Annotated in this window: 26 protein-coding genes; 6 read left to right on the plus strand and 20 right to left on the minus strand. The window is 71.6% G+C overall.

The window, feature by feature from the left end:
* Positions 1-137: 137 nt before the first annotated feature.
* The 5 genes from GE115_RS16250 to GE115_RS16270 all read right to left on the minus strand — a co-directional run bounded on the left by GE115_RS16250 (position 138) and on the right by GE115_RS16270 (position 5,553).
* Positions 138-476, minus strand: a complete 339-nt coding sequence (locus GE115_RS16250) for a peptidase (RefSeq protein WP_312855270.1) — start codon at positions 474-476, stop codon at positions 138-140.
* Positions 473-1,651 carry an inorganic phosphate transporter gene (locus GE115_RS16255; RefSeq protein WP_312855271.1) on the minus strand — a complete coding sequence of 393 codons (1,179 nt, stop codon included), beginning with the start codon at positions 1,649-1,651 and terminating at the stop codon, positions 473-475. The genes GE115_RS16250 and GE115_RS16255 overlap by 4 nt, the downstream gene beginning before the upstream one ends.
* Before the next feature lie 103 nt (positions 1,652-1,754).
* The gene (locus tag GE115_RS16260; RefSeq protein WP_153685813.1) at positions 1,755-2,252 is read right to left on the minus strand and encodes an 8-oxo-dGTP diphosphatase; all 498 of its coding nucleotides are present in this window, start codon (positions 2,250-2,252) and stop codon (positions 1,755-1,757) included.
* A gap of 26 nt (positions 2,253-2,278) precedes the next feature.
* Positions 2,279-3,310, minus strand: coding sequence for a 6-phosphofructokinase (locus tag GE115_RS16265; RefSeq protein ID WP_153685814.1), 1,032 nt, complete (start codon positions 3,308-3,310; stop codon positions 2,279-2,281).
* A 107-nt stretch (positions 3,311-3,417) separates the two neighbouring features.
* Positions 3,418-5,553: a DEAD/DEAH box helicase gene (locus tag GE115_RS16270; protein WP_153685815.1), complete on the minus strand. Its 2,136-nt coding sequence runs from the start codon at positions 5,551-5,553 to the stop codon at positions 3,418-3,420.
* Between the two features lie 234 nt (positions 5,554-5,787).
* Between GE115_RS16270 and GE115_RS16275 the strand changes: the two genes are divergently transcribed.
* Both GE115_RS16275 and GE115_RS16280 read left to right on the plus strand, forming a co-directional pair.
* Positions 5,788-6,003, plus strand: a complete 216-nt coding sequence (locus GE115_RS16275) for a hypothetical protein (RefSeq protein WP_153685816.1) — start codon at positions 5,788-5,790, stop codon at positions 6,001-6,003.
* A gap of 54 nt (positions 6,004-6,057) precedes the next feature.
* Entirely contained in the window at positions 6,058-6,336 is a 279-nt protein-coding gene (locus GE115_RS16280; protein WP_312855272.1) for a metal-sensitive transcriptional regulator, read from the plus strand.
* 46 nt (positions 6,337-6,382) lie between these two features.
* Here GE115_RS16280 and GE115_RS16285 read toward each other — a convergent pair whose 3' ends face one another.
* The 6 genes from GE115_RS16285 to GE115_RS16310 form a co-directional block, all read right to left on the minus strand.
* A complete protein-coding gene (locus GE115_RS16285) occupies positions 6,383-7,264 on the minus strand; it encodes a glycerophosphodiester phosphodiesterase (RefSeq protein WP_153685817.1) in 882 nt (293 codons plus the stop codon).
* Positions 7,265-7,341: 77 nt separating this feature from the next.
* Positions 7,342-7,611 (minus strand): hypothetical protein, encoded by a 270-nt coding sequence (locus tag GE115_RS16290; RefSeq protein ID WP_312855273.1) that lies wholly within the window; start codon positions 7,609-7,611, stop codon positions 7,342-7,344.
* A gap of 2 nt (positions 7,612-7,613) precedes the next feature.
* Positions 7,614-8,474, minus strand: coding sequence for an aldehyde dehydrogenase family protein (locus GE115_RS16295; RefSeq protein WP_312855274.1), 861 nt, complete (start codon positions 8,472-8,474; stop codon positions 7,614-7,616).
* Entirely contained in the window at positions 8,471-10,006 is a 1,536-nt protein-coding gene (locus GE115_RS16300) for an aldehyde dehydrogenase family protein (protein ID WP_153685818.1), read from the minus strand. The genes GE115_RS16295 and GE115_RS16300 overlap by 4 nt, the downstream gene beginning before the upstream one ends.
* Before the next feature lie 79 nt (positions 10,007-10,085).
* A complete protein-coding gene (deoC, locus tag GE115_RS16305) occupies positions 10,086-11,093 on the minus strand; it encodes a deoxyribose-phosphate aldolase (RefSeq protein WP_153685819.1) in 1,008 nt (335 codons plus the stop codon).
* A 44-nt stretch (positions 11,094-11,137) separates the two neighbouring features.
* Positions 11,138-12,082, minus strand: a complete 945-nt coding sequence (locus tag GE115_RS16310; RefSeq protein WP_153685820.1) for a sugar-binding transcriptional regulator — start codon at positions 12,080-12,082, stop codon at positions 11,138-11,140.
* 116 nt (positions 12,083-12,198) lie between these two features.
* On the opposite strand from GE115_RS16310, the gene GE115_RS16315 reads away from it, so the two are divergent.
* Positions 12,199-13,164 carry an ROK family protein gene (locus GE115_RS16315; RefSeq protein WP_153685821.1) on the plus strand — a complete coding sequence of 322 codons (966 nt, stop codon included), beginning with the start codon at positions 12,199-12,201 and terminating at the stop codon, positions 13,162-13,164.
* Positions 13,165-13,173: 9 nt separating this feature from the next.
* On the opposite strand, the gene GE115_RS16320 is transcribed toward GE115_RS16315, so the two are convergent.
* Genes GE115_RS16320 through truB form a run of 5 tightly spaced genes read right to left on the minus strand, consistent with a single transcriptional unit; the run spans position 13,174 to position 17,075 of the window.
* Positions 13,174-14,403, minus strand: coding sequence for an MFS transporter (locus tag GE115_RS16320; protein WP_153685822.1), 1,230 nt, complete (start codon positions 14,401-14,403; stop codon positions 13,174-13,176).
* Positions 14,400-15,329: a bifunctional riboflavin kinase/FAD synthetase gene (locus GE115_RS16325; RefSeq protein ID WP_172979976.1), complete on the minus strand. Its 930-nt coding sequence runs from the start codon at positions 15,327-15,329 to the stop codon at positions 14,400-14,402. Before GE115_RS16325 ends, GE115_RS16320 begins: the two co-directional genes overlap by 4 nt.
* On the minus strand, positions 15,326-15,778 hold the full coding sequence (locus GE115_RS16330; RefSeq protein ID WP_153685823.1) for a hypothetical protein: 453 nt from the start codon (positions 15,776-15,778) through the stop codon (positions 15,326-15,328). The genes GE115_RS16325 and GE115_RS16330 overlap by 4 nt, the downstream gene beginning before the upstream one ends.
* Positions 15,779-15,804: 26 nt before the next feature.
* On the minus strand, positions 15,805-16,173 hold the full coding sequence (locus GE115_RS16335) for a hypothetical protein (RefSeq protein ID WP_312855275.1): 369 nt from the start codon (positions 16,171-16,173) through the stop codon (positions 15,805-15,807).
* Positions 16,170-17,075 carry a tRNA pseudouridine(55) synthase TruB gene (gene truB, locus GE115_RS18615; RefSeq protein WP_376765728.1) on the minus strand — a complete coding sequence of 302 codons (906 nt, stop codon included), beginning with the start codon at positions 17,073-17,075 and terminating at the stop codon, positions 16,170-16,172. The genes GE115_RS16335 and truB overlap by 4 nt, the downstream gene beginning before the upstream one ends.
* A gap of 84 nt (positions 17,076-17,159) precedes the next feature.
* Between truB and GE115_RS18620 the strand changes: the two genes are divergently transcribed.
* On the plus strand, positions 17,160-18,152 hold the full coding sequence (locus GE115_RS18620; RefSeq protein ID WP_216648854.1) for a ketopantoate reductase family protein: 993 nt from the start codon (positions 17,160-17,162) through the stop codon (positions 18,150-18,152).
* A gap of 65 nt (positions 18,153-18,217) precedes the next feature.
* On the opposite strand, the gene GE115_RS18625 is transcribed toward GE115_RS18620, so the two are convergent.
* Positions 18,218-21,124 carry a hypothetical protein gene (locus GE115_RS18625; protein ID WP_216648855.1) on the minus strand — a complete coding sequence of 969 codons (2,907 nt, stop codon included), beginning with the start codon at positions 21,122-21,124 and terminating at the stop codon, positions 18,218-18,220.
* Between the two features lie 271 nt (positions 21,125-21,395).
* Positions 21,396-21,992, minus strand: coding sequence for a nucleoside/nucleotide kinase family protein (locus GE115_RS16355; RefSeq protein WP_153685826.1), 597 nt, complete (start codon positions 21,990-21,992; stop codon positions 21,396-21,398).
* Positions 21,993-22,040: 48 nt separating this feature from the next.
* Here GE115_RS16355 and GE115_RS16360 point away from each other — a divergent pair, with 48 nt between their 5' ends.
* On the plus strand, positions 22,041-22,928 hold the full coding sequence (locus tag GE115_RS16360) for an iron-sulfur binding domain-containing protein (RefSeq protein ID WP_153685827.1): 888 nt from the start codon (positions 22,041-22,043) through the stop codon (positions 22,926-22,928).
* Between the two features lie 29 nt (positions 22,929-22,957).
* The gene (locus GE115_RS16365; RefSeq protein ID WP_153685828.1) at positions 22,958-23,872 is read left to right on the plus strand and encodes a LysR family transcriptional regulator; all 915 of its coding nucleotides are present in this window, start codon (positions 22,958-22,960) and stop codon (positions 23,870-23,872) included.
* Positions 23,873-23,961: 89 nt separating this feature from the next.
* Here GE115_RS16365 and rbfA read toward each other — a convergent pair whose 3' ends face one another.
* Positions 23,962-24,471: a 30S ribosome-binding factor RbfA gene (rbfA, locus tag GE115_RS16370; RefSeq protein ID WP_312855277.1), complete on the minus strand. Its 510-nt coding sequence runs from the start codon at positions 24,469-24,471 to the stop codon at positions 23,962-23,964.
* Positions 24,472-24,543: 72 nt separating this feature from the next.
* Positions 24,544-26,591: translation initiation factor IF-2 (gene infB / locus GE115_RS16375; protein ID WP_153685829.1), on the minus strand; the 2,048-nt coding region annotated here is incomplete at its 5' end.

A 26,591-nucleotide genomic window follows, 5' to 3' on the forward strand; every position in this document is an offset into this window, starting at 1 on the left:
GGAGGTGGTGCGCTGCGCTGCGGTGCGGTGCGGTGCGGTGCTGCGGTGCGGTGCTGCGATGCGGTTCAACGGTAGCGGGGCGGCGGCGGCGTGCGGGGCGGGATTCGCGTGGACGCTGCCGGCGACGGTGGTGCGTGTCAGCCGAGCGCGTGCAGCGCCGGGACGATGAGGTAGATGCCCACGAGCACCGCCGCGCCGGAGACCGCGAAGCACGCGCAGGCGCCGACGAAGGCGACGCGCTTCTGCCCCTCGGTCAGTGGGCTCTTCTTCGCGGCCTTCGCCGCGCGCTTGGCCGCGGCCTTGGCCTCGGCGGGCGAGATGACGGTGATCGCGTCGGTGAACTCCGCCGGCGTCACCACGGGGGTGCGCCCCGAGACCGTCAGCAGGCGGATGCCCACGGAGTAGGCGCTCACGACGATGCAGGAGCCGGCGAGCGCCGCGAACAGCACGACGACGAATGCGAGCCAGTCGATCACGCCTTGACCTTCTTCTTCGGCTTGGGGTTCCGCTTGATCTTCACGGCCCGGCCCGACGCGGCGACCTCGCTCACGACGTTGCCGGCCGAGACCTCGTTGCGCCGCGACGCGAGGAAGATGCCGACGATCACGACGACGCCGACGACGGCGTCGATGATCACGCCGATCACGCCGAGGTGCGCGACGAGCGCCGCGAGCGCCCCGACCGCGCCCGCGGCCGGCAGCGTGAGCAGCCAGCCGATGCCGATCCGGCCGGCCGTGCGCCACCGCACCTTCGAGCCGCGCCGGCCGAGGCCCGAGCCGATGACCGATCCCGACGCGACCTGCGTGGTCGAGAGGGCGAAGCCGAGGTGGCTCGAGGCGAGGATCGTGGCCGCCGTCGAGGTCTCGGCCGCGAAGCCCTGGGCGGGCTTCACGTCGGTCAGGCCGGTGCCGAGCGTCTTGATGATGCGCCAGCCGCCCATGTAGGTGCCGAGCGCGATCGCGACGGCGCAGACCACGACGACCCAGAACTCGGGACCGCTGCCCGCGGGCTGCAACCCGACCGAGATCAGCGTGAGCGTGATGACGCCCATGGTCTTCTGCGCGTCGTTCGTGCCGTGCGCGAGCGCGACCAGCGAACTCGAGAAGATCTGCGCGTGCCGGAACCCGTCGCGGCCGTCGGGCTTGCCGTCGTAGCGGCGCGTGATCGCGTAGGCGAGTTTGGTGGCCGTGTAGGCGACGAGGCCCGCGGTCAGCGGGGCGAGGATCGCGGGCAGCACGACCTTCGACAACACGACGCTGAAGTCGATCGCCTGCAGCCCGAATCCGACGAGGGCCGCTCCGATCAGGCCGCCGAAGAGCGCGTGACTGGACGAGGACGGCAGGCCGAAGAGCCAGGTGACCATGTTCCACACGATCGCGCCGATGAGGCCCGCGAAGATCAACTCGGGCGTGATCAGCACGCCGTCGTCGCCCTCCTTGATGATGCCGCCGGAGATCGTCTTCGCGACCTCGGTCGACAGGAACGCGCCGACGAGGTTCAGCACCGCGGCGAGCGCCACCGCGACCTTCGGGCGCAGCGCGCCGGTGGCGATCGGCGTCGCCATCGCGTTCGCGGTGTCGTGGAAACCGTTCGTGAAGTCGAAGAAGAGCGCCAGTGCGATGACCAGCACGACGATGAGGGTGAGATCCACCGGCGTCTTTCTCTGGGTTGAGTTCACCGGATGTTCATGCGGTGAGTGTTGCGGAATCGCTGCGGCCCGTAGCCTCGTCGATCTTACGTGAGGTCAGGCGCGGTCATCCACCACGGGATTCGCCCACCACCGTCGCGAGGTCGGCGCCGAATGCGAACGTGCGCGAGACGGAGCCGCCGGCGAGGACGCCGGGCAGCCAGCGTCTCGCGTCGTCCCACATCTGGTCGAGCGGCACCTCGTCGACCGGATGCCACTCGGGATCGAGTTCGTCGCTCGGCACCGGTTCGCCGCGCCAGGTCCGGCACACGAAGACCGACGACTGCTGCGTCCAGGCCTCCCGGTGCGGGAACAGGTACGTGATCACGCCACGCGCCTCGAGATCGGATGCCTCGATCTCGAGGCCCGACTCCTCCCGGACCTCGCGAACGACGGCCTCGACCGCGGACTCCCCGGGTTCGAGCTTCCCGCCGGGGGCGACGAAGTAGCCTGCGCCGAGGCCGTGCTTCTTGCGGCCGAGCAGCACCTCGACGCGTCCGTCGCGCTCGCGAAGCAGGTAGCAGACGCAGACCTGCGGCAGGGCGGGCGGCGTGGGAAGCGGCATCCGATCGACCGGCGATTCGACGGGGTTCAGCCGAACAGGATCTTCGCCTCGTCGTACCGTGACTGCGGCACGCGGTTCAGGCTGTGCACGGCGTCGGCGATCGCGACGGTCTGGATGTCGGTGCCGCGCAGCGTGACCATCGAGCCCCACGCGCGCTCGTACACCGCGTCGACGACGGCCATGCCGAGCCGCGTCGCGAGCACCCGGTCGTATGCGGTGGGCTCGCCACCGCGCTGGATGTGCCCCAACACGGTCGCGCGCGACTCGATGCCCGTGCGCGCCTCGATCATGGGCGCCAGCACATCGGCGATGCCGCCGAGGCGGGGGCGGTTGAAGGCGTCGAGGCCCTTGTGCGAGTGCGCCTCGTCCATGTCGGGCAGCGTGAAGCCCTCGGCGACGACGACGAGCGGCGCGCGGCCCCGCGAACGCACCGACTCGACCCACTCGCAGATCTGCTCGATCGACTGCGGCTGCTCGGGGATCAGGATCGCGTGGGCGCCGCCGGCCATGCCCGAGTGCAGGGCGATCCACCCGACGTGGCGGCCCATGACCTCGAGCACCATGCAGCGGCCGTGCGAGTCGGCGGTCGTGCGGAGCCGGTCGATGGCCTCGGTCGCGATCTGCACCGCGGTGTCGAAGCCGAAGGAGTAGTCGGTGGCCGCGAGGTCGTTGTCGATCGTCTTCGGCACGCCGACGACGTTGATGCCGCCCTCGTCGTGGAGCCGGCGGGCCGCCGTGAGCGTGCCCTCGCCGCCGATCGCGACGATCGCGTCGATGCCCTCGGCGTCGAGCATGCGCTGGATGTTCTCGGGCCCGCCGCCCTCGCCCTCGAACGGGTTGGTGCGGCTCGAGCCGAGGATCGTGCCACCGGTCTTCGCGAGGCCGCGCACGTCGTGGCGCGTGATCGGCACGATGTCGCGCTCGACGACGCCCCGCCAGCCGTTGCGGAACCCGACGAATTCGGTGTCGTGCGTGATGACGCCGTTCAGCACGGCGCCGCGGATGACGGCGTTGAGGCCGGGGCAGTCGCCGCCGCTCGTGAGAATGCCGATCTTCATGCCTGGTGTAGCTCCTCGGGTGTGGGGACACGATCGCCTGGGCCGCATCCTCGAGGCCGGACGAGCGGCAGTCTAGCTGGACTCGGTCGGCCGGCGCGTCGTGCGGGCTACAGCGCTCCGTCGAGCGCCGACCGCAGCAGGTGCACCAGCGCATCGAGCTGCACGGAGTCGGCGGAGCCCGGTTCGACGTCGCTGCCGTCGAGCGCGCGAGCCGCGAGCCCCTGTTTCGCGTCGATGAGCTCGGCGATGCGCGCGTCGATGGTGTGGGCCGCGATGATGCGCCATGCCGTGACCGGCTCGTCCTGACCGATGCGGTGCACGCGGTCGATCGCCTGGGTCTGCTCGGCGCTCGTCCAGCTCAGCTCGGCGAGCACGACGTTCGACGCCGCCTGGAGGTTCACGCCGACGCCCGCGGCGGTGAGCGAGCAGACGGCGACGTGCACGTCGGGGTCGGTGTTGAACGCGTCGATCGCGGCCTGGCGCGCGAGGGCGGTCTGGTCGCCGCGCAGCGACACGGACTTCAGCTCGCGCGACGCGAACGCCGCCTCCGCCTGGTCCATGACGTCGATGTGCTTGGCGAAGAAGACGACCTTGCCGGCCGAGCGCGCGAGCTGCGCGGCGTAGTCGGCCGCGAGGCCGGCCTTCGCCTGGCCGATGCGGCGCACCATGGTGAAGACGTTCTCGCCCGACTTCGCGGACTTGGACTCCTCGAGCTCGGCGTGCGCGACCGCGCGGATGTACTGCTCGCGCAGGTCCTCGTCGAGGTCGCCCACGCGAAGGCCGCGCGCTTCGACGAGTGCGCGGAATCGGCTGGAGAGCCGGGCGCCGAGCTCGCGCTCCGCCGCCCGAACGGAGCGGCCGAGGTCGTCGTCGAGCTCGACCGGCAGGTCGGCGATGCGCTTGGCGGGCAGGTCGGCCGCGACGTCGACCTTGCGGCGGCGCACGATGCCGAGGTCGATGACCGTCTGGCGAGCCTCGGCGTAGAAGCCGTGGTCGGCAGGCGTGAGCCCGGTCTCCTCGAGCCGGGCGAGCAGCTCGGGCGACGGCCTGTCGCCGTCGATCCAGCCGAGGAACTGCCAGATCGCCCGGAAGTCGTCGACGTCGTTGATCAGCGGCGTGCCGGTGAGGGCGAGCAGCAGGGGGTCTCCGCCGGGCGCGTTTCGACGGATGCGATCGGCGAGCGCGAGCACGTTGCGCGAGCGCTGCGACGAGAGGTTCTTGATGAAGTGCGCCTCGTCGACCACCATGCCGCGGAAGCCCATCGTCGACAGCCACGACATGTGGCGGTCGAGCACGTCGTAATTGACGACCACGACATCGGCGAACGCGTCGAGCGTGTCGCCGTCGCCGTGGATCACGGTCGCGCGGCGGTGCGGGGTCCAGCGCTCGACCTCGCGCGCCCAGTTCATCTTGACGACGTTGGGCACCACCGCGAGCAGCGGGTAGGCACCGGCGACGGATGCCGCGAGCACCGACTGGGCGGTCTTGCCGAGGCCCGGCTCGTCGGCGAGCAGGAACGTGCGGTGGCCGAGTCGTGCCGCCTCGATGAAGCGGGCCTGGTGCTTCATCAGCTCGAGCCCGCGCGGGGCGAGCCGGTCGACCGCGGGCGCCTCGGGCAGCTCCATGCTCGCCGCGCGCCCGCCTGCGCCCTGCTCGAACGACTTGAACAGGGGGCCGAGCAGCTCCCAGTTCGCGAGTCGGCGCACGGGGACCACCGGCGCCTGCACCTTCGAGAAGTCGGGCGGGAGGAAGGGATTGGCGAGCTGGAACGAACGAACCGAGGCCGGCACGACCTGGTTCTCGGCCAACGGCGCGACGGGCTCGGGGTCGCGTGTGATGATCAGCTCGTCGGGGCTGAGCTCGGCACCCGACTCGATGAGCCAGTCGCGACGGAACCGCTGCGCGACCTGGCCCACGGATGCATCGGGCTCGAGCAGTGCGATCAGGCTGGTGTCGCGCGCGGCGGTCTTGGCGAGGATCTGCGCGATGCCGTCGAGGCGCTTCAACAGTTCGGCGCGGGCGGCGTCGCCGATCTCGGTGTCGGCCTTCACGCGGGCGCGCTCCTCGCGCATCAGCAGCGCGATCACCTGGAACTTGGTGCGGTTCGTCGGGCCCAGCTTGTTCTTCTGGGCCTTCTGCTCGACCTCGCGCACCTTGCGGGCGAGGATCGGGATGATGGGCGCATCGTCGTCACGCGAGCGCGAACGCTGCCTCGATCGCGTCTGGGCCTGCGTCTGAGCCAAAGGGGGTCCTCCCGGTCGTGGGGGTCATCCGTACGCGCCTGACCCTCGATGCCGAAGCGATTCGGGATCGAGCCCGCTCCCCCGACTCGTCGTGCGACGAGCCGTGCGGTGCGCGAACCCGGGCTGCCGGATCCAGCTAGCCGAGCAGGACGCGGGCGGAGCCCGCGCCGTCGGGCCGTGATCGGATTCGTCGGCGCCCGACCATTCTAGCCGGAAGCGGCCTACGATGGTCGCATGGACGGACTCGCGGGGGCGGGCGCAGGCGTCTCGCCCGATGATCACGACTTCACGGTCGCCCAGGACACCGAGTTCGACGAGGTCGAACCGGCTCCGAACGACGACGAACGGCCACTCGACGACGACCTCGACGACGAGGTCGACGGCCTCGACGCCGAACGCCGGGTCGACCTCGGCGACGATCCGGGCACGGCGGCCGCGGACGCCGACTGAACCGTGCATCGAGTACCCTCCCGGGGTACAGCTTCGACGGGGTATCCTGAGGGAGTGATCGAGGACATCAAGAAGCGCGCCCTGCACCGCACGAAGATCATCGAGGGCCAGCTGCGCGGCATCGAGAAGATGATCGAGAACGAGGACTACTGCGTCGACATCATCACGCTGTCGCTCGCCGTGCAGAAATCGCTCGCCTCGCTCAACAAGCTCCTCGTCGAGAACCACCTGCGCACCCACGTCAGCCACCAGTACGAGGCCGGCGGCGAGGAGCGCGACGCGGCGGTGGCCGAGCTCGTGCGGATCTTCGAGTTGTCGAACAACCGCAGCTGAGGGCCTCCGCTCGCGCTCGACTGCCGGGCGTTCACGTGCCGCGCGATCAGGTGCCGGGCGCGGTCACCGCGAGCCAGGCGTCGAGTTCGCTCGGCTCATCGGTGATGATGCCGTCGACGCCGAGGGCGCTCACCGCGGCCCAGTCGTCGTCGGAGTTGAGGGTGTAGCAGAGCACCGCGATGCCCGCGGCGTGCGCGAGCTCCACGGCTCCGGGCGCCTTGCGCACCGAGGCGGCCGTCGTGCCGAAGCCGATGACGCCGAGCTGTTCGGCGAGCCACCGCGGATCGGCGGGCAGTTCGCGAGTGAGCATGATGCGCGGCGTGCTCGGCGAGGTGGCGCGGACCGCGAGCAGGGTCTCGACGCTGAAGCTCTGCAGCACGATGCGGCCCCGCAGGTTGTGCCGCTCGACGAGGCCGATCACCGTTCGAACCTCGGCCGCGCTCCAGTCGGCCTTGAGCTCGACGAGCGCACGCGCCCCGTCGCGTTCGGCGAGTGCAGCCAGGAACTCGTCGAACGTCGGCACGCGCATGCCCTCGAACTCCTCGCCGTACCAGGCCCCGACATCGAGAGCCCGCACCTCCTCGAGGTCGAGATCCTCGATGCGGGCGTCGACGCCGGCGATGCGCTCGAGCGTCACGTCGTGGAACAGCACGGGCACGCCGTCGCGGGTGAGCCTGACGTCGGTCTCGACGTAGGCCAACTCGTCCATCGCGAGTTCGAGCGAGGCCATGGTGTTCTCGGGGGCGTCGGCGCGATCGCCGCGATGGCCGATCGTCGCGGCGGGTTCACCGGGTGCGCGCACCGCGCCGAACACGTCGCGCGCGATGAGCTTCGGAGGCACCTGGGCCGCGATGAGCCCGCTCGCGAGCGCGGCGGCCAGGATGACGAGCAGGGAGCGTCGGATGACCGCGCGGGGGGCGTGGATCACGGGTTCGGGCCTTTCCACCGCCGTGCGCCATTGCACGGAAGGTGACCGTCACGCTAGCACAGCCCGTTACCGTTTCGTTACCTACTTTCGGGGGGTACCGCAGCGGTCGATCCCCGCTCCGTGCCGCGCCGGTAGTTGCCGCTCGCCCGCGCGAGCAGATGCTGCGCGTGCTCGTCGTCGGCGGCCTGCAATGCCGCGATGAGCCGTGCGGCATCCCGGCCGCCGACGGTCATCACCGGCCGGCCGCCGCGCGACACGATGACCCCGCCCTGCTTCGTCACCCGGTAGTCGAACGGATCGGCGGCCAGCCGGCCCCGCTCGTCGGACGCGCCGTTGCGGCCGGCCACCGCTACCGCAGGCTCTTCGTGTGCCAGACCGTCTTGGTCTCGGTGAAGGCCGCGATGCGATCGAGGGCGGGCGCTGCGGCATCCGGCCCCCGCTCGGGCCGCAGCACGCGCTTGAGCGTGTCGGCGGCCGCGATCTCGAGATCGACCCAGTCGAGGTCCCCCGCGCCGACGAGGTCGAGCGCGTTGACGTCGGCGTGCGCAGCGAGCCACGGCGCGATCTCGGCCGGCGAACCGGTCAGCACGTTCACGACGCCCTTGGGCACGTCGCTGGTCGCGAGCACCTCGGCGAGGCTGATCGCCGACAGCGGGTGGTGCTCGCTCGCGACCACGACGACCGCGTTGCCGGCGACGAGCGCCGGGGCGACCGTCGACACGAGCCCGAGCAGCGAGGTGTCCTGGGGTGCGACGATCGCGACGACGCCGGTCGGCTCGGGCACCGAGATGTTGAAGTACGGCCCCGCGACGGGGTTGGCACCGCCCGCGACCTGCGCGAACTTGTCGGCCCACCCGGCGTACCAGACCCAGCGGTCGATCGCCTCGTCGACCTGTGCGGATGCCACGGCGCGCGTCGCGCCCTCGGCCTCCTCGATCTCGGCGATGAACTGCGCGCGGCGCCCCTCCAGGAGCTCCGCGATCCGGTAGAGCACCTGGCCGCGGTTGTACGCCGTGGCGGCCGCCCACCCGCCCACCGCGCCGCGCGCGGCGACGACGGCGTCGCGCGCGTCCTTGCGGGAGGCCTTGGCGGCGTTCGCGAGGAAGGCGCCGTCGGCTCCGCGCACCTCGTAGGTGCGACCCGACTCGCTGCGCGGGAAAGCGCCGCCGATGAACAGCTTGTACGTCTTGGGCACGGCGAGGCGGCTCACTTCGCGGCTCCCTTCTTCGCGGGGCGGGCTCGTCGGGCGGACTCGACCCGGGGGGTGGCATCCGTGGTCTCGATACGGCGCTGCGCGCCGCCGACCGAGGCAGGGGCCAGGTAGGCGCCGAGGCCGTGCCGACCGCCCTCGCGACCGTAGCCCGACTCCTTGTAGCCGCCGAACGGCGAGGCGGGGTCGAACCGGTTGAAGGTGTTCGCCCACACGACGCCCGCGCGCAGCTGGTCGGCGACCGCGAGGATGCGGCTGCCCTTGTCGGTCCAGATGCCGGCCGACAGCCCGTACGGCGTGTTGTTGGCCTTCGCGATCGCCTCCTGCGGCGTGCGGAAGGTCAGCACCGAGAGCACCGGGCCGAAGATCTCCTCGCGCGCGATGCGATGGCTGGTCTGCACGCCGGTGAAGATCGTCGGCGCGTACCAGAAGCCGTTCTCGGGGATCTCGCACGGCGCGGTCCAGCGCTCGGCGCCCTCGTCGACGCCCACGTCGGAGAGCTCGCGGATGCGGTCGAGCTGCTCACGCGAGTTGATCGCGCCGATGTCGGTGTTCTTGTCGAGCGGATCGCCGAGGCGGAGCGTCGAGAGCCGCTGCTTCAGCCGGTCGACGACCTCGTCGTGGATCGACTCCTGGACGAGGAGGCGCGAACCGGCGCAGCACACGTGGCCCTGGTTGAAGAAGATGCCGTTGACGATGCCCTCGACGGCCTGGTCGATCGGCGCATCGTCGAAGACGATGTTCGCGGCCTTGCCGCCGAGCTCGAGCGTGAGCTTCTTCGACGTGCCGGCGACGGTCTTGGCGATCTGCCGGCCGACGGCGGTCGACCCGGTGAAGGCCACCTTGTCGACACCCTCGTGACCGACGAGCGCGGCACCCGTGTCGCCCGCACCCGTGATGATGTTGACGACCCCGGGCGGGAGGTCGGCCTGCTGCACGATCTCGGCGAACAGCAACGCCGTCAGCGACGTGGTCTCGGCCGGCTTCAGCACAACGGTGTTGCCGGCGGCGAGGGCCGGGGCGATCTTCCACGCGAGCATGAGCAGCGGGAAGTTCCAGGGGATCACCTGCGCGGCGACGCCGAGCGCGCGGGGGTTCGCCCCGAGGCCGGCGTGGTCGAGCTTGTCGGCCCATCCGGCGTAGTAGAAGAACCAGGCGGCGACGAGCGGCACGTCGACATCGCGCGACTCCTTGATCGGCTTGCCGTTGTCGAGGGACTCGGCGACCGCCAGCTCACGCGCCCGCTCCTGCACGAGGCGCGCGATGCGGAACAGGTACTTGCCGCGGTCGCGGCCCGACATCCGCGACCAGGTGCGCTCGTAGGCCCGTCGCGCGGCGGCGACCGCGTCGTCGACGTCATCGGCGTTCGCGTTCGCGATGGTGGCGATGCGCTCCTCGCTCGCGGGCGAGATGGTCTGGAAGGGTGTGCCGCGTCCCGCGCGGAACGCGCCGTCGATGAACAGCCCGTAGTCGTCGCGCAGCGACAGGATCGACCGCGACTCGGGGGCTGGTGCGTACTCGAGGAAGCTCATGGAAGGAACCTTCCGGTTCGATGATCTGCGGATGTGGGTGGTTCGGTGATCGAGTGGGCCCGCCAGGGCCGTATCGAGATCAATCGATCGTCACGTAGTCGGCGCCGGAGTAGTGCCCGCTCGCGGCCTTCTGGCGCTGCAGCAGCACGTCGTTCAGCAGGCTCGACGCGCCGAATCGGAACAGGTGCGGCTGCAGCCACTCCTCGCCCACCGTCTCGGCGACGGTGACGAGGTACTTGATCGCGTCTTTCGAGGTGCGGATGCCGCCGGCCGGTTTCACCCCGATGCGCTGGCCGGTCAGCCGGTGCCAGTCGCGCACGACCTCGAGCATCAGCAGGGTGACGGGCAGCGTCGCGGCGGGCTGCACCTTGCCGGTCGACGTCTTGATGAAGTCGCCCCCCGCGAGGATGGACAGCCACGACGCACGGCGCACGTTGTCGTAGGTGACGAGTTCGCCGGTCTCGAGGATGACCTTGAGGCTCGCGCTGGTGCCGTCGGCGCGACGGCACGCCTCTTTGACGGCGGCGATCTGATCGAAGACCAGGCCGTAGCGGCCCGCGAGGAACGCGCCGCGATCGATCACCATGTCGATCTCGTCGGCACCCGCGGCGACCGCCTCGGCGGTGTCGGCGAGCTTGATCTCGAGCGACGAGCGCCCGCTCGGGAACGCGGTCGCGACCGCGGCGACCGCGACGGCGCCGTCGTCGGGGTCGCCGTGCGCCGCGCCGAGCGCGTCGACGGCGACCGGGACCAGGTCGCCGTACACGCAGACCGCGGCCACGCGGGGCGTGCCCGGTACGCCGGGGTCGGGGTTCAGCGCCTTGCCGACGAGCGAGCGGACCTTGCCCGGCGTGTCGGCGCCCTCGAGCGTCGTGAGGTCGATGAGCGAGATGATGCGGTCGAGCGCCCAGGCCTTCGACGTGGTCTTGATCGAGCGCGTGCCGAGGCCTGCGGCCCGCTGCTCGAGCCCGACCGCGTCGACCCCGGGGATGCCGTGGAGGTAGCGGCGCAGGGTCGCGTCGTCGGGTTCGCCGCCCAGCACCGCGAGCGCACGCTCGCGAGCGGTGACGAGAGAGGTGCCTGCCATGGTCGAGACCTGCCGATCGGTTGTGGTGGTGCGGGAGGACGGCGTCAGCCGTCGAGGAGGTGGAGTGCGGTCGCCTCATCGGTCACGAGGACGGTGCACAGTCGGCTGCGGACGACCGCATCGGCGACCGGATGCTTCGCCGGCCCCGAGATGACCGCGATGGACAGCGGCGCCGCGCGCAGTTCGTCGAGCGTCAGGCCGACCGTGCGCGCATCGAGCGCGGGATCGACGATGTTGCCGTCGGAGTCGATATAGCGACCGACGACGTCGCCGACGGCCCCCTTCTCGACGAGGAGATCGACCTCGGATGCCGCGAGGTACCCGCTCTCGACATGGACGGAGGTGTGGTCGGCGGCGCCCGCGCTGAACAGGTACGCGTCGGCCGAACGGGCCAGGTCGATGACTCCGGCGACGACGCGGTCGGACTCGATGGCCTGCTTGGTCGCGAGGCGCTCGAGGATCGCCGGGCTCGGCAGCAGCGTCGCGCTGCCGCCGCCCTTCTGCGCGATGCCGACGGCCGTGGCCGCCGCGGTGCCCGGGCGCCGGTTGAGGCTCACGCCGCCGTTGATCTGCACGACGTTCACGCCCGTGGCCCAGCCGTTGCGCAGGTGCTGCGAGAGGTCGAACAGCGTGCGGCCCCAGCTGACGCCGAGCGTGCGCGGCACGGGGCGAAGGGCCGTCAGGTAGTCGGCCGCCGCCTGCGCGGTGCGGGCCTGCAGCTCTTCCGCGGTGGTGACCCCGGCGGAGGACACGACGATGGCATCGGCCAGCCCGCGCTCGTCGCGCAGGCGCCGCTCGATCGGCAGGCGTCGCGCGCGCGGGTGCAGGATCTCGATGCGGATGAACCCGCGCTGCTTCGCCTGCGCGAGCAGCCGCCCGACCTTCCACCGCGTGAGCCGCAGCGCCTGGCCGATCTCGTCCTGCGTCTTGTTCTCCTCGTAGTAGAGCTCAGCCGCCCGGATCGAGAGCAGTTCGTCGACCTCGTCCATACCCCTCCTTCCGACCCTCCCAGCGTAGGCAGGTCCACGGCGCACGGCAACACTCGCGGGTATTCGTGCTCATATGAGCAACGAGATGGCGGATGCCGCGGCCTATGCTGATGGCCATGCCACGCCCTCTCGCACTCGCCGTCGACTTCGGCGGCACCAAGGTCGAAGCCGCCCTCGTCGACGCGGACGGCGCGCTCGTTCCCGGCAGCCGCCACCGCCGGCCCACTGGAGCCACTGCGACCTCCGAGGCCCTCGAGCAGTCGGTCGCCCAGGTGGTGCGGCTCGCCCACGCGGGCGCGCCCGCCGACGCCGAGGTCATCGGCGTCGGCATCGGCTGCGCCGGCCCCATCGACCTGCTCGCCGGCACCGTGTCGCCCCTGAACGTGCCCGCCTGGCGGGGGCATCCGCTCGTCGGCGACATCGAGGCGATAGTGCCCGGCGTCCCGGTCGCGATGCAGATCGACGGCCTGTGCATCGCCCTCGCCGAGGCGTGGGTCGGCGCGGGGCGCGGCGCGTCGAACCTCCTCGGCATGATCGTCTCGACCGGCGTCGGCGGCGGGCTCGTGCTCGACGGGCGCCCGGCGCACAGCCCGACGGGCAACGGCGGTCACGTCGGCCATGTCGAGGTCGGCGGATTCGACGATGCCTGCGCCTGCGGCGGACGCGGTTGCCTCGAGGCCGTCGCCTCGGGCCCCAGGACCGTCGCGTGGGCGAGGACCCAGGGCTTCACGGGCGAGACGGGCGAAGACCTCGCCCTCGCCCACGCCGCGGGCGATCCCGTCGCGCTGGCGGCGGTCGAACGCGCCGGCACCGCCATCGGCCGTGCGATCGCCTCGTCGACCAACCTGCTCGACCTCGACGTCGTGGCGATCGGCGGCGGGTTCTCGCGGGTCTCCCCCGCCCTGTTCAACCACGCGCGAGCGGCGCTCGGCGAGCGCACCGCGTTCGACTTCGTCCGCCGCGTGCGGATCGTGCCCTCGGGCCTGTCCGACGAAGGGCCGCTCATCGGCGCGGCCGCGCTCGTGCACCGGCCGCCGCTCGGCGGCGCGGCGCCCGAGACCGGAGGGTCCGGCGCCGGGTAGGGGCGTCGATCACCCCTTCGAACGCACCCGGTCGTCCTCGAGGTATCCGGGCCGCGCCACGATGAAGCCCGCGATGCCGGCGGGCACGGCGGTCGCGGCGAGCACGATCAGCGGCCAGATCCATCCGTCGGTCGCGTCATGGAGCAGCCCGATCGCCAGCGGCGCCAGCGCCGCGAAGAGGTAGCCGGCGGACTGCACGACGCCGCTCAGCGCGATCGAGCCCTCGTGCGTGCGGGTGCGGAGGTTGATCAGCACCAGTGCGAGCGGGAACAGCAACGGGCCGGTGCCGATGAGCGCGACCCACAGCCACGTCGCGGTCGCCGGCGCGAGCAGGAGGCCGCCGTACCCGAGCAGGAACGCCGCGACCGCGATGACCACGAGCAGGCGCACCTTGCCGTACCGTGCGGCGAGGATCGGCACGAGCAGGGCCGCCGGCAGCCCCATCGCCGCGAACAGCGAGAGCAGGGCGCCCGCCTCCGCCGGCGACGAGCCCGCGATGTCGGCCAGGATCGTCGGGAGCCAGGCGAACATCACATAGGCGTTGACCGACGACACCCCGAACACCGCCGCGAGCGCCCAGGCGAGCGGCGACCGCAGGGTGCGGCGCACCTGGCCGGGCGGCGCCTCCTCGGGCACCACGACACGCGTCGACGAGCGCGGGTGCACGAGCAGTGCGACCCATGGCACGATCGCGACCACCACGAACAGCGCCCACTCCCCCAGCGACACCCGCCAGCCGGCCGCGTCGGCGACGGGCACCGCGACCAGCGGCGGCACGAACGTGCTCACCGAGACGATGGTCACGTACGCCGTCGTGACGAGCCCGACGCGATCGGGGAAGTAGCGCTTCACGAGCGGCGGCAACAGCACGTTGCCGATGCCGACCGCCGCGAAGACCACCGCGCTCGCCGCCACCAGCCAGGCCGCGTCCGGCGCGAACCCCCGGGCGGCGAGCCCGGCCGCGAGCCCCACCAGCGCGCCGACCAGCGTCTTCTCGAGGCCGAACCGCTTCGCGAAGACGGGGGTGAAGATGCCGAACACCGCGAAGCACAGCGGCGGCAGCATGCCGAGCAGGCCGATCAGTGCCGGCGGCAGCGGGATGTCGGCGTCGACCTGGGCGATGATCGGCGAGAGGGATGCCACGCCGGTTCGCAGGTTGGCGGCGACGAGCAGGATGCCGAGCAGTGCGAGCGTGCGACCCGCCCAGAGGCTCCGGGGCGAGCCGTGCGGGTGCGTCAAGCCAGCAGCTTCCGAGCGACCTCGACGTCGTCGTGCATCCGCTCGATGAGCGCCTCGATGCTCTCGAACGCGACCATCCCGCGGATGCGGTCGACGAACTCGACGTCGACGAGGTGGTCGTAGAGGTCGAGGTCGCGATCGAGCACGTACGCCTCGACCTGTTTGCGCGGCACGCCTTCGAAGGTGGGGTTGTTGCCGACGGAGATCGCAGCAGGATAGGTCGTGCCCGCGTCGGTCAGCCAGCCGGCGTACACGCCGTCGGCGGGAATGAGTCCCTCCGACTCGGGCGACAGGTTCGCCGTCGGGAAGCCGAGCTCGCGACCGCGGGCGGCCCCGTGCACGACGATGCCCGAGACCGTCGGCGTGTGCCCCAGCAGTCGGGCCGCCTGTCGCACCTCGCCGTCGGCGAGGAGTTCGCGCACCCAGGTCGAGGAGACCCGGCGTTCACCGTCGGGCTTCACGTCGTCGACGACCTCGACGGTGAACCCGAACCGTTCGCCCAGCTCGACCAGCAGCGGCACGTCGCCGGCGCCCCGCGCCCCGTAGCGGAAGTCGGAGCCGACGAGCACGACCCGGGCCTGCAATGCGTCGACCAGCACGCGCTCGACGAACTCCTCGGGCGGCAGCGAGGCGAGCGAGCGGTCGAACGGGAGCAGCACCGTCGCGTCGATGCCCGTGGTCGCGAGCAGCCCGAGCTTCTGCCGCACGCTCACGAGCGCGTCGGGGCACTTGTCGGGCGCCAGCAGCGCCAGCGGGTTGCGGTCGAACGTCACCACCACAGCCCGCAGCGCGTCGCGCTCGGCGATCTCGCGGACGCGCGCGACGATCGTGCGGTGGCCCTGGTGCACGCCGTCGAACTTGCCGATCGTCACGACCGACGGGCCGTAGCCCGCCGGTACCCCGTCGATGCCCTTGAAGGTCCTCACCGTGTCGCAGCCTCCGGCCGGTGCTTCGAGAGCCACCACATGCCGAGCACCGGCAGGACGAGCGGGATGAACAGGTAACCGCGGCCGTACCACGACCACACCGTGTCGTGCGGGAACCAGTCGGGGCGCACGATGCTGAGCGTGCCGATCACGAGCACGCCGACGAACTCGAACACGATCGTCGACCAGGCCACGCGGTACCACACCCGCCCGGGTGCGATCAGGGCGATCGTGGCGACGACGTAGACCACGGCGGCGAGCGCCGAGAGCGAGTACGCGATCGGCGCCTCGTCGAACTTCTCGACGATCTGCACCAGCGACCGGCCGACCGCGGCGAGGGCCAGCACCCCGTACACGACGATGAGCACGCGACCGACGCCGCGCACCCGACGTACGGGGGGCGAAGCGGGAGCGGGCGTGGTCGGGGGTGCGGGATGTGCGGAAGTCATGACGTTCGATTCTCTCACCGTGCGACCTACGCCTGCTGCACGGTCCAGATCTGGAACATGCGGTAGAGCATGACCGCGACCGCCAGCGCCGCGACGCCGAGCACGACCGTCGACCAGCGGTTGCGTTCGAGCAGCGCCCAGAACGCCGCCGCGGGCGGCAGCAGGGCCGCCGAGACGAGGTAGACCCAGAACTCGAGCACACTGCCCGTCGGTTCGTTGCCGACGGCGGGCGCCACGAGCGCGGTGACCACCTGCGCGATCAGCAGCAGTTCGACCAGCGCGAGCGCGCCGATCGTGAGATCGCTCGGCAGTCGCCCCGCGAGGCCGAGCACGAGGCAGAGGAGCCCCGCAGCGACGGAGACGCCGACCTGCACCCAGGTGAACCACTCGATCACGAGGCATCCTCCTGCGGGAACCCGGTGACGACCTTCAATTGGCCCGCCCGGCGCTCGACGATCGCGACGAGCCGGCCGTCAGGCGCGATCGCCGCGATGGGCTGCTCGCGCGCCGTGCCCTCGGGTGCCGGGATCCGCTTGCCGTGGCCGAGGTCGATCGCATCCTGTTCGGCGAGCTCGATCGCCGGCATCGCACGCCGCGCGGCGTCGGCCGCCGAGGTGAGCGCGGCCGCGACATCCAGGTCGTCCAGCGACGGGGCATCCGTCACCTCGAACGCGCCGATGCGCGTGCGTCGCAGCGCGGTCAGGTGCCCGCCGATGCCGAGGCCGTCGCCGAGGTCGCGCGCGAGTGCGCGCACGTAGGTGCCCGACGAGCAGGCGACGCGCACGTCGAGGTCGATCGCGGCGCCGGCGCTCGTATCGCGCCGTCGATCGAGCAGGTCGAATGCCGTGATCGTCACGTGGCGCGCGGCGAGCTCGACCTGCTCGCCCTCGCGCACCCGCTGGTACGCGCGCTTGCCGTCGACCTTGATCGCGCTCACGGCGCTCGGCACCTGGTCGATCCCGCCCGTGAGACGGGCCATGCCGTCGGCGATCGCGGCATCCGTGATCGCGTCGACGGCGTCGGCGGATGCCGCGGCGAACGCCTCCCCCTCAGCGTCGTCGGTCGACGTGCCCCAGCCGAGGCGGATCGTCGCGAGGTACTCCTTGTCGAGTCCGACGAGGTGGTGCAGCAGGCGGGTCGCGTGGTTGACGCCGATCAGCAGGAGACCGGTGGCCATCGGATCGAGCGTGCCGGCGTGGCCCACCTTGCGGGTGCCGGCGAGGCGGCGGACCCGCGCGACGACGTCGTGACTGGTCATCCCCTGCGGCTTGTCGACGAGGAGGATGCCGCTGTTCACGCCGTACAGGCTAACAGCCGGGCACCGGCTGGGCGGGCGACGGCCGGAGCCGCCGGGCGGTGGGCGGCGCCGTACGCTGGAGCGATGCGGATCGGGATCCTCGGCGCGGGTGCGCTCGGCGGCACGTTCGCGGCGCTGCTCGCGCGCGCCGGCCACGACGTCGAGGTCACGGCGCGCGGCGCCGGCCTCGAGGCGATCCGTGCGTCGGGACTGCGCCTCACGGGCGGGTACGGCGACGTGCACGTGCGCGTGGCCGCCGGCGAGCGGCTGACGCGCCGCCCCGACCTCGCGCTCGTCTGCACGAAGGCCCAGGATGCCTCGGCCGCGATCTCCGCCGATCGCGGGCACCTCGACGGCGCGACGATCGTCGTCGTGCAGAACGGTCTCGACGGCGTCGACACCGCGGCGCGGCTGCTTCCCGCATCGAGCTGCTTCGGCCTGCTCTCGCTCATCGCCGCCAACTACACCGAGCCCGGCGTCGTGCGCATCACCGCGACCGCGGCGAGCCATCTCGGGCGCGGCGCCGGCCCGGCAGACGACGAAGCACGGCGGATCGCCGCGGTGCTCTCCGAGGCGGTGCCGGTGACCGCGATCGACGATTTCCTCGGCGCCCAGTGGACGAAACTCGTCGTGAACATGGTCAACGCCGTGCCAGCCATCGTGGGCCGCGCGCTCGGCGAGGTCGTCGCCGACCGGGGACTCCTCGCGGTCATGACGGCCTCCATGCGCGAGTGCGTGCGCGCCGGCATCGCGCACGACGTGCGGTTCGCGCCGCTCAACGGGCTCGACGACGCCGGCCTGCGCCGGTTCGCGCGGATGCCCCTCTCCCTCGGTTCACGGCTCCCCCGGTCGCTCGTTCGGCGCATGGGCTGGGAGCACAACCTCGGCTCCACCCAGCAGAGCATCCGCCGCGGGCAGGAGACCGAGATCGACTTCCTGAACGGTGCGGTCGTGCGCGAGGCATCCGCCGCCGGACTCGAGGCGCCCGTCAATCGCGCGCTCGTCGACCTCGTCCACGAGGTGGAGCGGGTGGGGTTCCTGCCCGACGAGCGGGTACGGGCGATTCCGACGCACTGAGTGCTGGCACGCCGAAGGGGGCCCGGCGAACCGGGCCCCCTTCGGGTGCTGTGTCAGGCCTTCGCTCAGGCCTTCTTCTTGCGGCGGATTGCTGCGATCACCAGGAACGCGGCACCGGCGAGCACGATGATGCCCGCGACGATCGCGATGGTGCCGCCGGCGAAGCCGGTGCTCGCGAGGCCGGCTCCCTGGCCCGCCGCCGCCGGGGTGCTGCCGTCGTCGCCCTCGCCGCCGCCCGGACCGGTGAGGCAGTTCGGGGTCGCCGGCGGGTAGGCCAGCGTCAGGGGCAGGTCGGGGTTGACCGCGAGCACGGCGCTCGAGACGTTGCGGGTCCAGGCGAAGTTGTCGTCGGTCTCGACCCACGTGCCGTCGGCCGTCTGCTCCCAGCCGGGCCAGCCGGTGGGGTTGCCCTCACCGTCGACCGAGGCACCCGGCCAGAGGGCCTGACCCGACAGCGTGCCGTCTTCGTCGAGCTCGCCGAGTTCGATGACGTGGCTGTTCGTGCCATCGCTGAGCGTGAGCGTCACGAGCCGGCTCGTGGCCTGGCCGTCGGGATCGGTCAGCACGACGTCGTAGAAGATCCACGGCACGTCGGCCTCGCACACGCCCGTCGCGAGCGAGCCGGTGAGGCTCGGTGCGATGCAGGGGGTCGCGGTGAACGTGAAGTCGAACGCCTTCGTCGTCGTGCCGTCGGCGAACGTGTAGCCCGCCTCCGTGGTGGCGATCGCGGTCGCGGCGCCGGTCTTCGCGTCGCCGTCGATGGTCCACGTCACGTGCGCGGTCGGCTCGGGCAGCACGATCGCGTCGAGGTCGACGCCGCAGAGGTCGGTCGGCTTCGGCTCCGCCGGGATCGCGATGCAGGGGGTATTGAGGTAGTCGAACGTCCACTCGGTCTGCTGACCCTTGTCGAACGCGTAGCCCTGCTCGGCGACCGCCGTCACGACGACTCGGCCCTCGGCCTGCGAGCCCTTCTTCTCGAAGGTGTAGTGCGCGTCCTCGTCGACCTCGGGGATCTCCAGCACGCCGTTGTCGGGACCGCAGGTGTCGGAACCGGTCGGCGCTTCACCGAACGTGATCACCTTGGGCGGGCACGGCTGGTCATCGACCGTGAAGGGCTCGAACGTGTGCGACGTGGCACCGCCCGGGAAGACGAAGCCGTCCTTCGCGAACGCCGTCACCGTGATCGAACCCGGCGCGTCCACACGCTGCCAACGCACCGACGTCGTCTCCACCAGCGGAGCGAGCACCTCGTTGTCGGGGCCGCACGTGTCGGAGAACGCCGGCTTCACCGGCACCGCGACCTGCTTCGGCGGACACGGCTCGTCGTCGATCGCGAAGGGCGGGAATGCGTGCGACGTGGCACCGCCCGGGAAGACGAAGCCGTCCTTCGCGACCGCCGTCACCGTGATCGAACCCGGCGCGTCCACACGCTCCCAACGCACCGACGTCGTCTCCACCAGCGGAGCGAGCACCTCGTTGTCGGGGCCGCACGTGTCGGAGAACGCCGGCTTCACCGGCACCTCGACCTGCTTCGGCGGACACGGCTCGTCGTCGATCGCGAAGGGCGGGAATGCGTATGACGTGGCACCGCCCGGGAAGACGAACCCATCCTTTGCGAACGCCGTCACCGTGATCGAGTCCGGCGCGTCCACGCGCTGCCAGCGCACTGAAGCGGTGTCCACCAACGGAGCGAGCACGTCGTTGTCGGGGCCGCACGTGTCGGAGAACGCCGGCTTCACCGGCACCGCGACCTCCTTCGGCGGACACGGCTCGTCGTCGACCGCGAAGGGCGGGAACGCGTATGACGTGGCACCGCCCGGGAAGACGAAGCCGTCCTTTGCGAACGCCGTCACCGTGATCGAGTCCGGCGCGTCCACGCGCTCCCAGCGCACTGAATCGGTGTCCACCAACGGAGCGAGCACCTCGTTGTCGGGGCCGCACGTGTCGGAGAACGCGGGCTTCGCCGGCACCGGCACGACGTCGTCACCGCACTCGATCTGGCCCTGCCAGTGGTAGTTCGTGCCGGCGACCTGCACCCATTCGACCGTCCACGCGTGGGGGTCGGGCCAGTCGGCGTGGTCGGCGAAGGTGAAGACCTTCGTGCCCGAGTAGGTCGAGCCGTCGGCATTGCGGAAGTTCAATGTGACGGGCGTGCCGTCGGCGGTGATGCGAACGTTGACGTCGACCGCCTGGCCTGCCGGCAGGTTCCCCGGGTAGTCCACGGTCAGCGCTTCACAGGTCGGCGCAGCGTACTCCCAGTCGTGCCCGGACTCGTCGACGTACCGCACCGAGTAGTGCGAGATGTCCTTGCCGCTCGTGTGGGAGATGGTGACGCTCTTGACCGGGGGGTTGTAGGTCGTCGTTTCGGGACCATTTCCCTGGTTCGCGGAGCCGGCCTTCACGCAGACCTCGGCGATGAGCTTGCCGTCGGGTGCGGTGACCACGATGCTCTTATGGTCTCCAGTCACGTCGACCTTCAGATCGAGTTTCTTGCAGACATTGTCTCCGCCGCCATTGCCGCCGCCGCAAAGATCCTTGGGCACGGTGAACTTGCCCGTGTTCTCCTGGGTCTGCCCGTTCGTCCACTTGGCACCGAGCTTGAGCTTGTACTCGGTGCCCACCTTCGCGCCGGGCTGCTCACCGGTCGCGCTGGACGTGCCCGCGATCTTCGTTCCCTTGGCGATCACACCCTCGTTCGAGGACGAGGTGATCTCCTCCTCGATGCCCTCGGAGTTCGTCACCGTCCACGTGATGGTCGCGGTCTTGCCGTCTGCGGCGCACACCGCCGACGCGGTGATGGTGTTGTGGTGCGCCGAGGCCGGCGCGGCCGCGCCGACGACCGAGAGGCCGGCGCCGAGGAGGACCGCGACGAGGGTCGCGGCGATGCGTCGAAGGGAATGCCGTTCGCGAAGCGGCGTGCGCTCCGGTCGGGCACCGGCGCGGCGTGCGAGCCGCGCGCTGAGGTTGCTCATGCGGTGTCTTCTCCTGGGGCCGGCGGCGCATCGAACCTCGATGGGAGGACACGGGCCCGGGCGCGCAGTCGCGCGCTCGGCTGCCGGCGCTCGCTGTGCGCGCGGCGGAACGGGTCTTCGGGTGGGGCTTGATCGGGGGTTCGGGCGCCATTGGGGATGGCAGTTGAACTCAGTATGGCGAAGATCGACGCTCCGGCGAGGGCTTCTTCGTGGGATTGTGGGAAAAGTCCCCCTTTTTGGGGACCGTCCACAATCGTGCGCAGGCTCGCGATCAGCGGCGCCTGCCGAATCGCGGATGCTCCGGATCCGCGAGGTCGACCACGACATCGGCGACGGCGCGCGGATCCCGCGCCGCGTAGGCGATCGCGTCGGCGGGGTCGAGCGGGTCCCCGTCGATCGCGACCGTGGAGTCCCACAGCTCGGCGAGCCGGTCGCGCAGCACGAACCGGCCGTCGACGACGAGGATCGCGTCCTCCGGCCCCGTGCGCCACTTCGGCTCGACCCAGGCGTCGCGTGCCGGGTCGAACACGCGCGTGACGAACGCGGCGGAACCGCCCAGGCGGAACGGCTCGACCAGCACGCGTCGGAGTGCCGACTCGTCGAATCCGTACCGGTAGTACCGGTCGGCGGTGTCGGCGCCGAACGCCGCCTGCGCCTCGCGCGACCGGTGGAAGTCCTCCATGCGCGCGCGGAACACCGCGTGCTCGCGCTCGGCGAGCACGTCGCGCAGGTCGTCGGCGAACGCCGACTTGCCGCTGCGAAGCGGGCCGTCGATCGCCACGATCATGCGGCCCCGACCGGCACGCGCGAGCACCTCGTCCGCGATCCCGCGGAGGAAGGTCACCCGCGGCGTCGTCACCAGTCGCATGCTCCGAGCGTAGCGGCGAGGCATCCTTCGCGCGCCTACGCTGGAGGGATGCCCCGCCCGCGCGACGACGACTTCGCCACCCGGGTGGTGGCGTGGTTCGCCGGCGCGGCGCGGCCCCTGCCGTGGCGCGCGGCCGATCTCTCGCCGTGGGCGGTGCTCGTGAGCGAGTTCATGCTGCAGCAGACGCAGGCGGCGCGCGTGGTGCCCTTCTGGGAGCGGTGGATGGCACGGTGGCCGACTCCCGCCGCCCTCGCGAGCGAGCCGGCGGCCGAGGCGCTGCGCGCCTGGGACCGCCTCGGCTACCCGCGCCGCGCCCTGTGGCTGCACGCGGCGGCGACCGAGCTCGTCGAGCGCCACGGCGGCGAGGTGCCGCGCGGGCTCGACGCGCTGCTCGCGCTGAAGGGCGTCGGCCCGTACACCGCGAGGGCCGTCGCGGCGTTCGCGTTCGGCGACCGGCATCCGGTGGTCGACACGAACACGCGGCGCGTCATCGCCCGTGCGATCGACGGCGTCGCGGTGGCCGCGCCGCCGTCCGCGGCGCGCGACCTGCCGGCGATGGAGCGGCTGCTGCCCGCCGACCGCGAGGCGGCGCACGCGTTCAACGCGGGTGCCATGGAACTCGGTGCGACGGTCTGCACAGCGCGGACGCCACGCTGCGACGAGTGCCCCGTCGCCGCGCTGTGCGCGTGGCGGGCGGCGGGCTACCCACCGCACGAGGGCCCGAGGCGCCGAACGCAGGCGCGGTTCGAGGGCTCGGATCGCCAGTTGCGCGGGCGCGTCATGCGCGAGCTGCGAGCCGCTCACACGCCCGTGCCGCGCGGCGAGCTCGCCGCGCTCGAGCCCGACGAGACGCGACTCGACCGCGTGCTCGCGTCGCTCGTGGCCGACGGCCTCGCGGTTGGCGCCGTCGACGGATACGCGCTTCCGCACAACTGACCCGGCCTGGCTGGGACGGATGTGCGATCATGCAGAGCGTGATCACGGCACCGCGGCCGACGCCGAGCCCCGACGACCTGCTCGTCCTCCTCGCGGTCGCGCGCGCCGGCCGGTACACCGCCGCTGCATCGGAGCTCGGACTGAATCACACGACGGTCGCCCGGCGCATCGAGTCGCTCGAGGCCGCGCTCGGCGGCCGCGTGCTCGCGCGCGGCGCGTCGGGCTGGGTGCTCACCGCGTTGGGCGAGCACGCACTCGCGGCGGCCGAGGGCATCGAGCGCGCCATGCGAACGCTCGACCCGTCGTCCGCGACCCTCTCGGGCACGGTTCGGCTCTCGGCCACCGACGGCTTCAGCGGGTTCATCGCCGCGCCGGCGCTGGTCGCCGTGCGGCGGGCGCATCCCGATGTCACGCTCGAGATCGTCGCAGCGACCCGACGGGCCGCGCAGCAGCGCGTGGGCGTCGACCTCGAGGTGGTCGTCGGCCGGCCGCACGTGCACCGCGCCGAGGCGACGCACCTCGCCGACTACGTGCTCGGCACCTATGCGAGCCGCGACTACCTCGAACGCCACGGCGCCCCGGCGTCACCGGCCGAGCTCGCGGAGCATCCGCTCGTGTACTTCATCGAGTCGATGCTGCAGGTCGACGCGCTCGACGACGCCCGCGGCGCCATCCCCGACATGCTCGACTCGGTCTCCAGCACGAACGTGTACGTGCACGTCGACGCCACGCGCGCGGGCGCCGGCATCGGCCTGCTGCCCGCGTTCCTGGCCGACCGGCACGATGACCTCGTCCGGCTGTTCCCCTCGCAGGTCGAGGCTCGTCTCCCCTACTGGCTCGTGAGCCGGCCCGAGGCGCTCCGCCAGCCCGTCGTGCTCGCCTTCATCGCCGCGATGCGCCAGCGCATCGACGACGTGCGACCGGCGCTGCTCGGCCGCCGCTGAGCCGGGATGCACCGACGCGAACGCGAACGAGGGATGCCCCGGGCGGGGCATCCCTCGTCAATCGTCGCGACGATCGCGACGGAGGTCGGTCAGCGCGAGCCGCCGGCCTCCGCGTCGTCGGCGAGGTCGGATGCCTCGTCGTCGATCTCGTCCCACTCGTCGTCTTCGCCCTCGTCGAGCTCACGCGGCTTGACGTACGGGTCGGCGTCCCCGGCGTACTCGGCCGTGGTCGCGAGGGTCGCGGTCTCGGCGTCACGCGTGCGCGCCTCGCGCAGCAGCGACTCGATGTGCTCGGCGTTCTCGGGGATCGCATCGAGGATGAACTCGAGCGTCGGCGTGAGCCGGGCCGTGATGTTGCGCCCGACCTCGCTGCGCAGCATCCCGGTCGCCGCCTTCAGGGCGGCCGCCGAATCATTGCGCTCCTCCTCGGTGCCGTACACCGTGTAGAAGATCGACGCGTGCTGCAGGTCGCCGGTCACGCGCACGTCGGTGATCGTCACGAACCCGAGTCGCGGGTCGCGAAGGCCCTTGTCGAGCCGGCGGGCGACGATCTCCTTGATGCGATCGGCCAGCTTCCTGGCCCGTTGCGGATCAGCCACTGGGTCTCCTTTCGGGGAGCGGTTGCCTCGAGACCGGGCCGGGACGGCAAGCGCCGCCCCGGCCCGCACGACCTACGCGCGAGGCTTCTCGCGCATCTCGATCGTCTCGATCTCGTCACCGACCTGGATGTCGTTGTACTTGCCGAGGCCGATGCCCGCCTCGAAGTCCGTGCGGACCTCGGTGACGTCGTCCTTGAACCGGCGCAGCGACTCGATGGCCAGGTTGTCGCCGACCACGACGCCGTCGCGGATGACGCGGGCCTTGGCGTTGCGCGTGATCGTTCCCGACCGCACGATGACACCGGCGATGTTGCCGAACTTCGAGGAGCGGAACACCTCGCGGATCTCGGCCACACCCGACTGCACCTCTTCGAACTCGGGCTTGAGCATGCCCTTGAGCGAGTTCTCGATGTCGTCGATCGCGTTGTAGATGACGTTGTAGAAGCGCACGTCGACGCCCTCACGGGCGGCGCGCTCGCGGGCCTTGACGTCGGGGCGGACGTTGAACCCGATGACGATCGCGTTGTCGATCGTCGCCAGGTCGATGTCGCTCTCGGTCACAGCACCCACACCGCGGTGGAGGATGCGCAACTGCACCGAGTCGTCGACCTCGATCTTCATGAGCGACTCCTCGAGCGCCTCCACGGCACCCGACACGTCGCCCTTGATGATGAGGTTGAGCGCCTCGACCTTGCCCTCTTCCAGCGCACGCGTGAAGTCCTCGAGCGAGATCCGCTTGCGGGCCTTGGCCAGCTGCGCGTTGCGCTGCGCGGCCTCGCGCTTCTCGGCGATCTGGCGGGCGGTGCGGTCGTCCTCGGTCACGAGGAACGTGTCGCCGGCGCGCGGGACCGTCGAGAGCCCCTGCACCTGCACCGGACGCGACGGCGTCGCCTCGAGCACGGCGTCGCCGTTCTCGTCGGCCATCGCACGCACGCGGCCGTAGGCGGTGCCCGCGACGATCGCGTCGCCGACGCGCAGCGTGCCCGACTGGATGAGCACGGTCGCCACGGCGCCGCGGCCCTTGTCGAGCTTCGCCTCGATCGCGACGCCGCGCGCGTCCTTGTTCGGGTTCGCGCGGAGGTCGAGACCGGCGTCGGCGGTCAGCAGGACCGCGTCGAGCAGCTCCTGGATGCCGATGCCCTCACGAGCCGAGACGTCGACGAACATGACGTCGCCGCCGTACTCCTCGGCCACGAGTCCGAACTCGGTGAGCTGCTGGCGCACCTTGGCCGGGTTGGCGTCGGGCTTGTCGATCTTGTTCACCGCGACCACGATCGGCACGTTCGCCGACTGGGCGTGGTTCAGCGCCTCGATCGTCTGCGGCATGATGCCGTCGTCGGCCGCGACCACGAGGATCGCGATGTCGGTCACCTGCGCACCGCGGGCACGCATGGCGGTGAACGCCTCGTGACCCGGGGTGTCGATGAAGGTGATCGCGCGGTCGATGCCCTCGTGCTCGGTGTGCACCTGGTACGCACCGATGTGCTGCGTGATGCCGCCGGCCTCGCCCGCGATGACGTTGGCGTTGCGGATGGCGTCGAGCAGTCGGGTCTTACCGTGATCGACGTGACCCATGACGGTGACGACCGGCGGACGGGCCGCCAGGTCTTCGTCGGTCTCGTCCTCGAGCTCCTGGTCGAGGTCGATGTCGAAGCCCTCGAGCAGCTCGCGGTCTTCGTCCTCGGGCGAGACGACCTGGATCTTGTAGCCGAGCTCGGCGCCGAGCACCTCGAAGGTGGCCTCGTCGAGCGACTCGGTCGCGGTCGCCATCTCACCGAGGTGGAAGAGCACCGTGACCAGCGAACCGGGGTTCGCGTCGATCTTGTCGGCGAAGTCCGAGATGGATGCACCCCGGCGGAGCCGGATGACGGTGTTGCCGTCGCCGCGGGGAACGCTCACGCCGCCCAGCGACGGAGCCTCCCGCATCTCGAATTCCTGCCGCTTCGTGCGCTTCGACTTGCGGGCCTTCGACTTGCCGCCGCCACGACCGAACGCGCCGGCCGTGCCGCCGCCGGGGCCGCGACCACGGCCGCCGCCACCGCCCGCGGGACGGGGACCGGTGAAGCCGCCGGCGCCGCCGGGACGGAAGCCGCCGCCGGCACCTGCACCGGCGCCGCCCG

Origin of the sequence: Agromyces agglutinans (assembly GCF_009647605.1) — a bacterium.
GTDB classification, from domain to species: domain Bacteria; phylum Actinomycetota; class Actinomycetes; order Actinomycetales; family Microbacteriaceae; genus Agromyces; species Agromyces agglutinans.

What these genes read in the sequence shown, in the direction of transcription:
- GE115_RS16360 (WP_153685827.1), top strand. Translation starts at nt 22,041, where the DNA reads ATGCCCCGCCCGCGCGACGACGACTTCGCCACCCGGGTGGTGGCGTGG.
- GE115_RS16260 (WP_153685813.1), bottom strand. Translation starts at nt 2,252, where the DNA reads ATGCCGCTTCCCACGCCGCCCGCCCTGCCGCAGGTCTGCGTCTGCTAC.
- GE115_RS16275 (WP_153685816.1), top strand. Translation starts at nt 5,788, where the DNA reads ATGGACGGACTCGCGGGGGCGGGCGCAGGCGTCTCGCCCGATGATCAC.
- GE115_RS16300 (WP_153685818.1), bottom strand. Translation starts at nt 10,006, where the DNA reads ATGAGCTTCCTCGAGTACGCACCAGCCCCCGAGTCGCGGTCGATCCTG.
- GE115_RS18625 (WP_216648855.1), bottom strand. Translation starts at nt 21,124, where the DNA reads ATGAGCAACCTCAGCGCGCGGCTCGCACGCCGCGCCGGTGCCCGACCG.
- GE115_RS16315 (WP_153685821.1), top strand. Translation starts at nt 12,199, where the DNA reads ATGCCACGCCCTCTCGCACTCGCCGTCGACTTCGGCGGCACCAAGGTC.
- GE115_RS16310 (WP_153685820.1), bottom strand. Translation starts at nt 12,082, where the DNA reads ATGGACGAGGTCGACGAACTGCTCTCGATCCGGGCGGCTGAGCTCTAC.
- GE115_RS16365 (WP_153685828.1), top strand. Translation starts at nt 22,958, where the DNA reads ATGCAGAGCGTGATCACGGCACCGCGGCCGACGCCGAGCCCCGACGAC.
- GE115_RS16355 (WP_153685826.1), bottom strand. Translation starts at nt 21,992, where the DNA reads ATGCGACTGGTGACGACGCCGCGGGTGACCTTCCTCCGCGGGATCGCG.
- GE115_RS16330 (WP_153685823.1), bottom strand. Translation starts at nt 15,778, where the DNA reads ATGACTTCCGCACATCCCGCACCCCCGACCACGCCCGCTCCCGCTTCG.
- GE115_RS16265 (WP_153685814.1), bottom strand. Translation starts at nt 3,310, where the DNA reads ATGAAGATCGGCATTCTCACGAGCGGCGGCGACTGCCCCGGCCTCAAC.
- deoC (WP_153685819.1), bottom strand. Translation starts at nt 11,093, where the DNA reads ATGGCAGGCACCTCTCTCGTCACCGCTCGCGAGCGTGCGCTCGCGGTG.
- GE115_RS18620 (WP_216648854.1), top strand. Translation starts at nt 17,160, where the DNA reads ATGCGGATCGGGATCCTCGGCGCGGGTGCGCTCGGCGGCACGTTCGCG.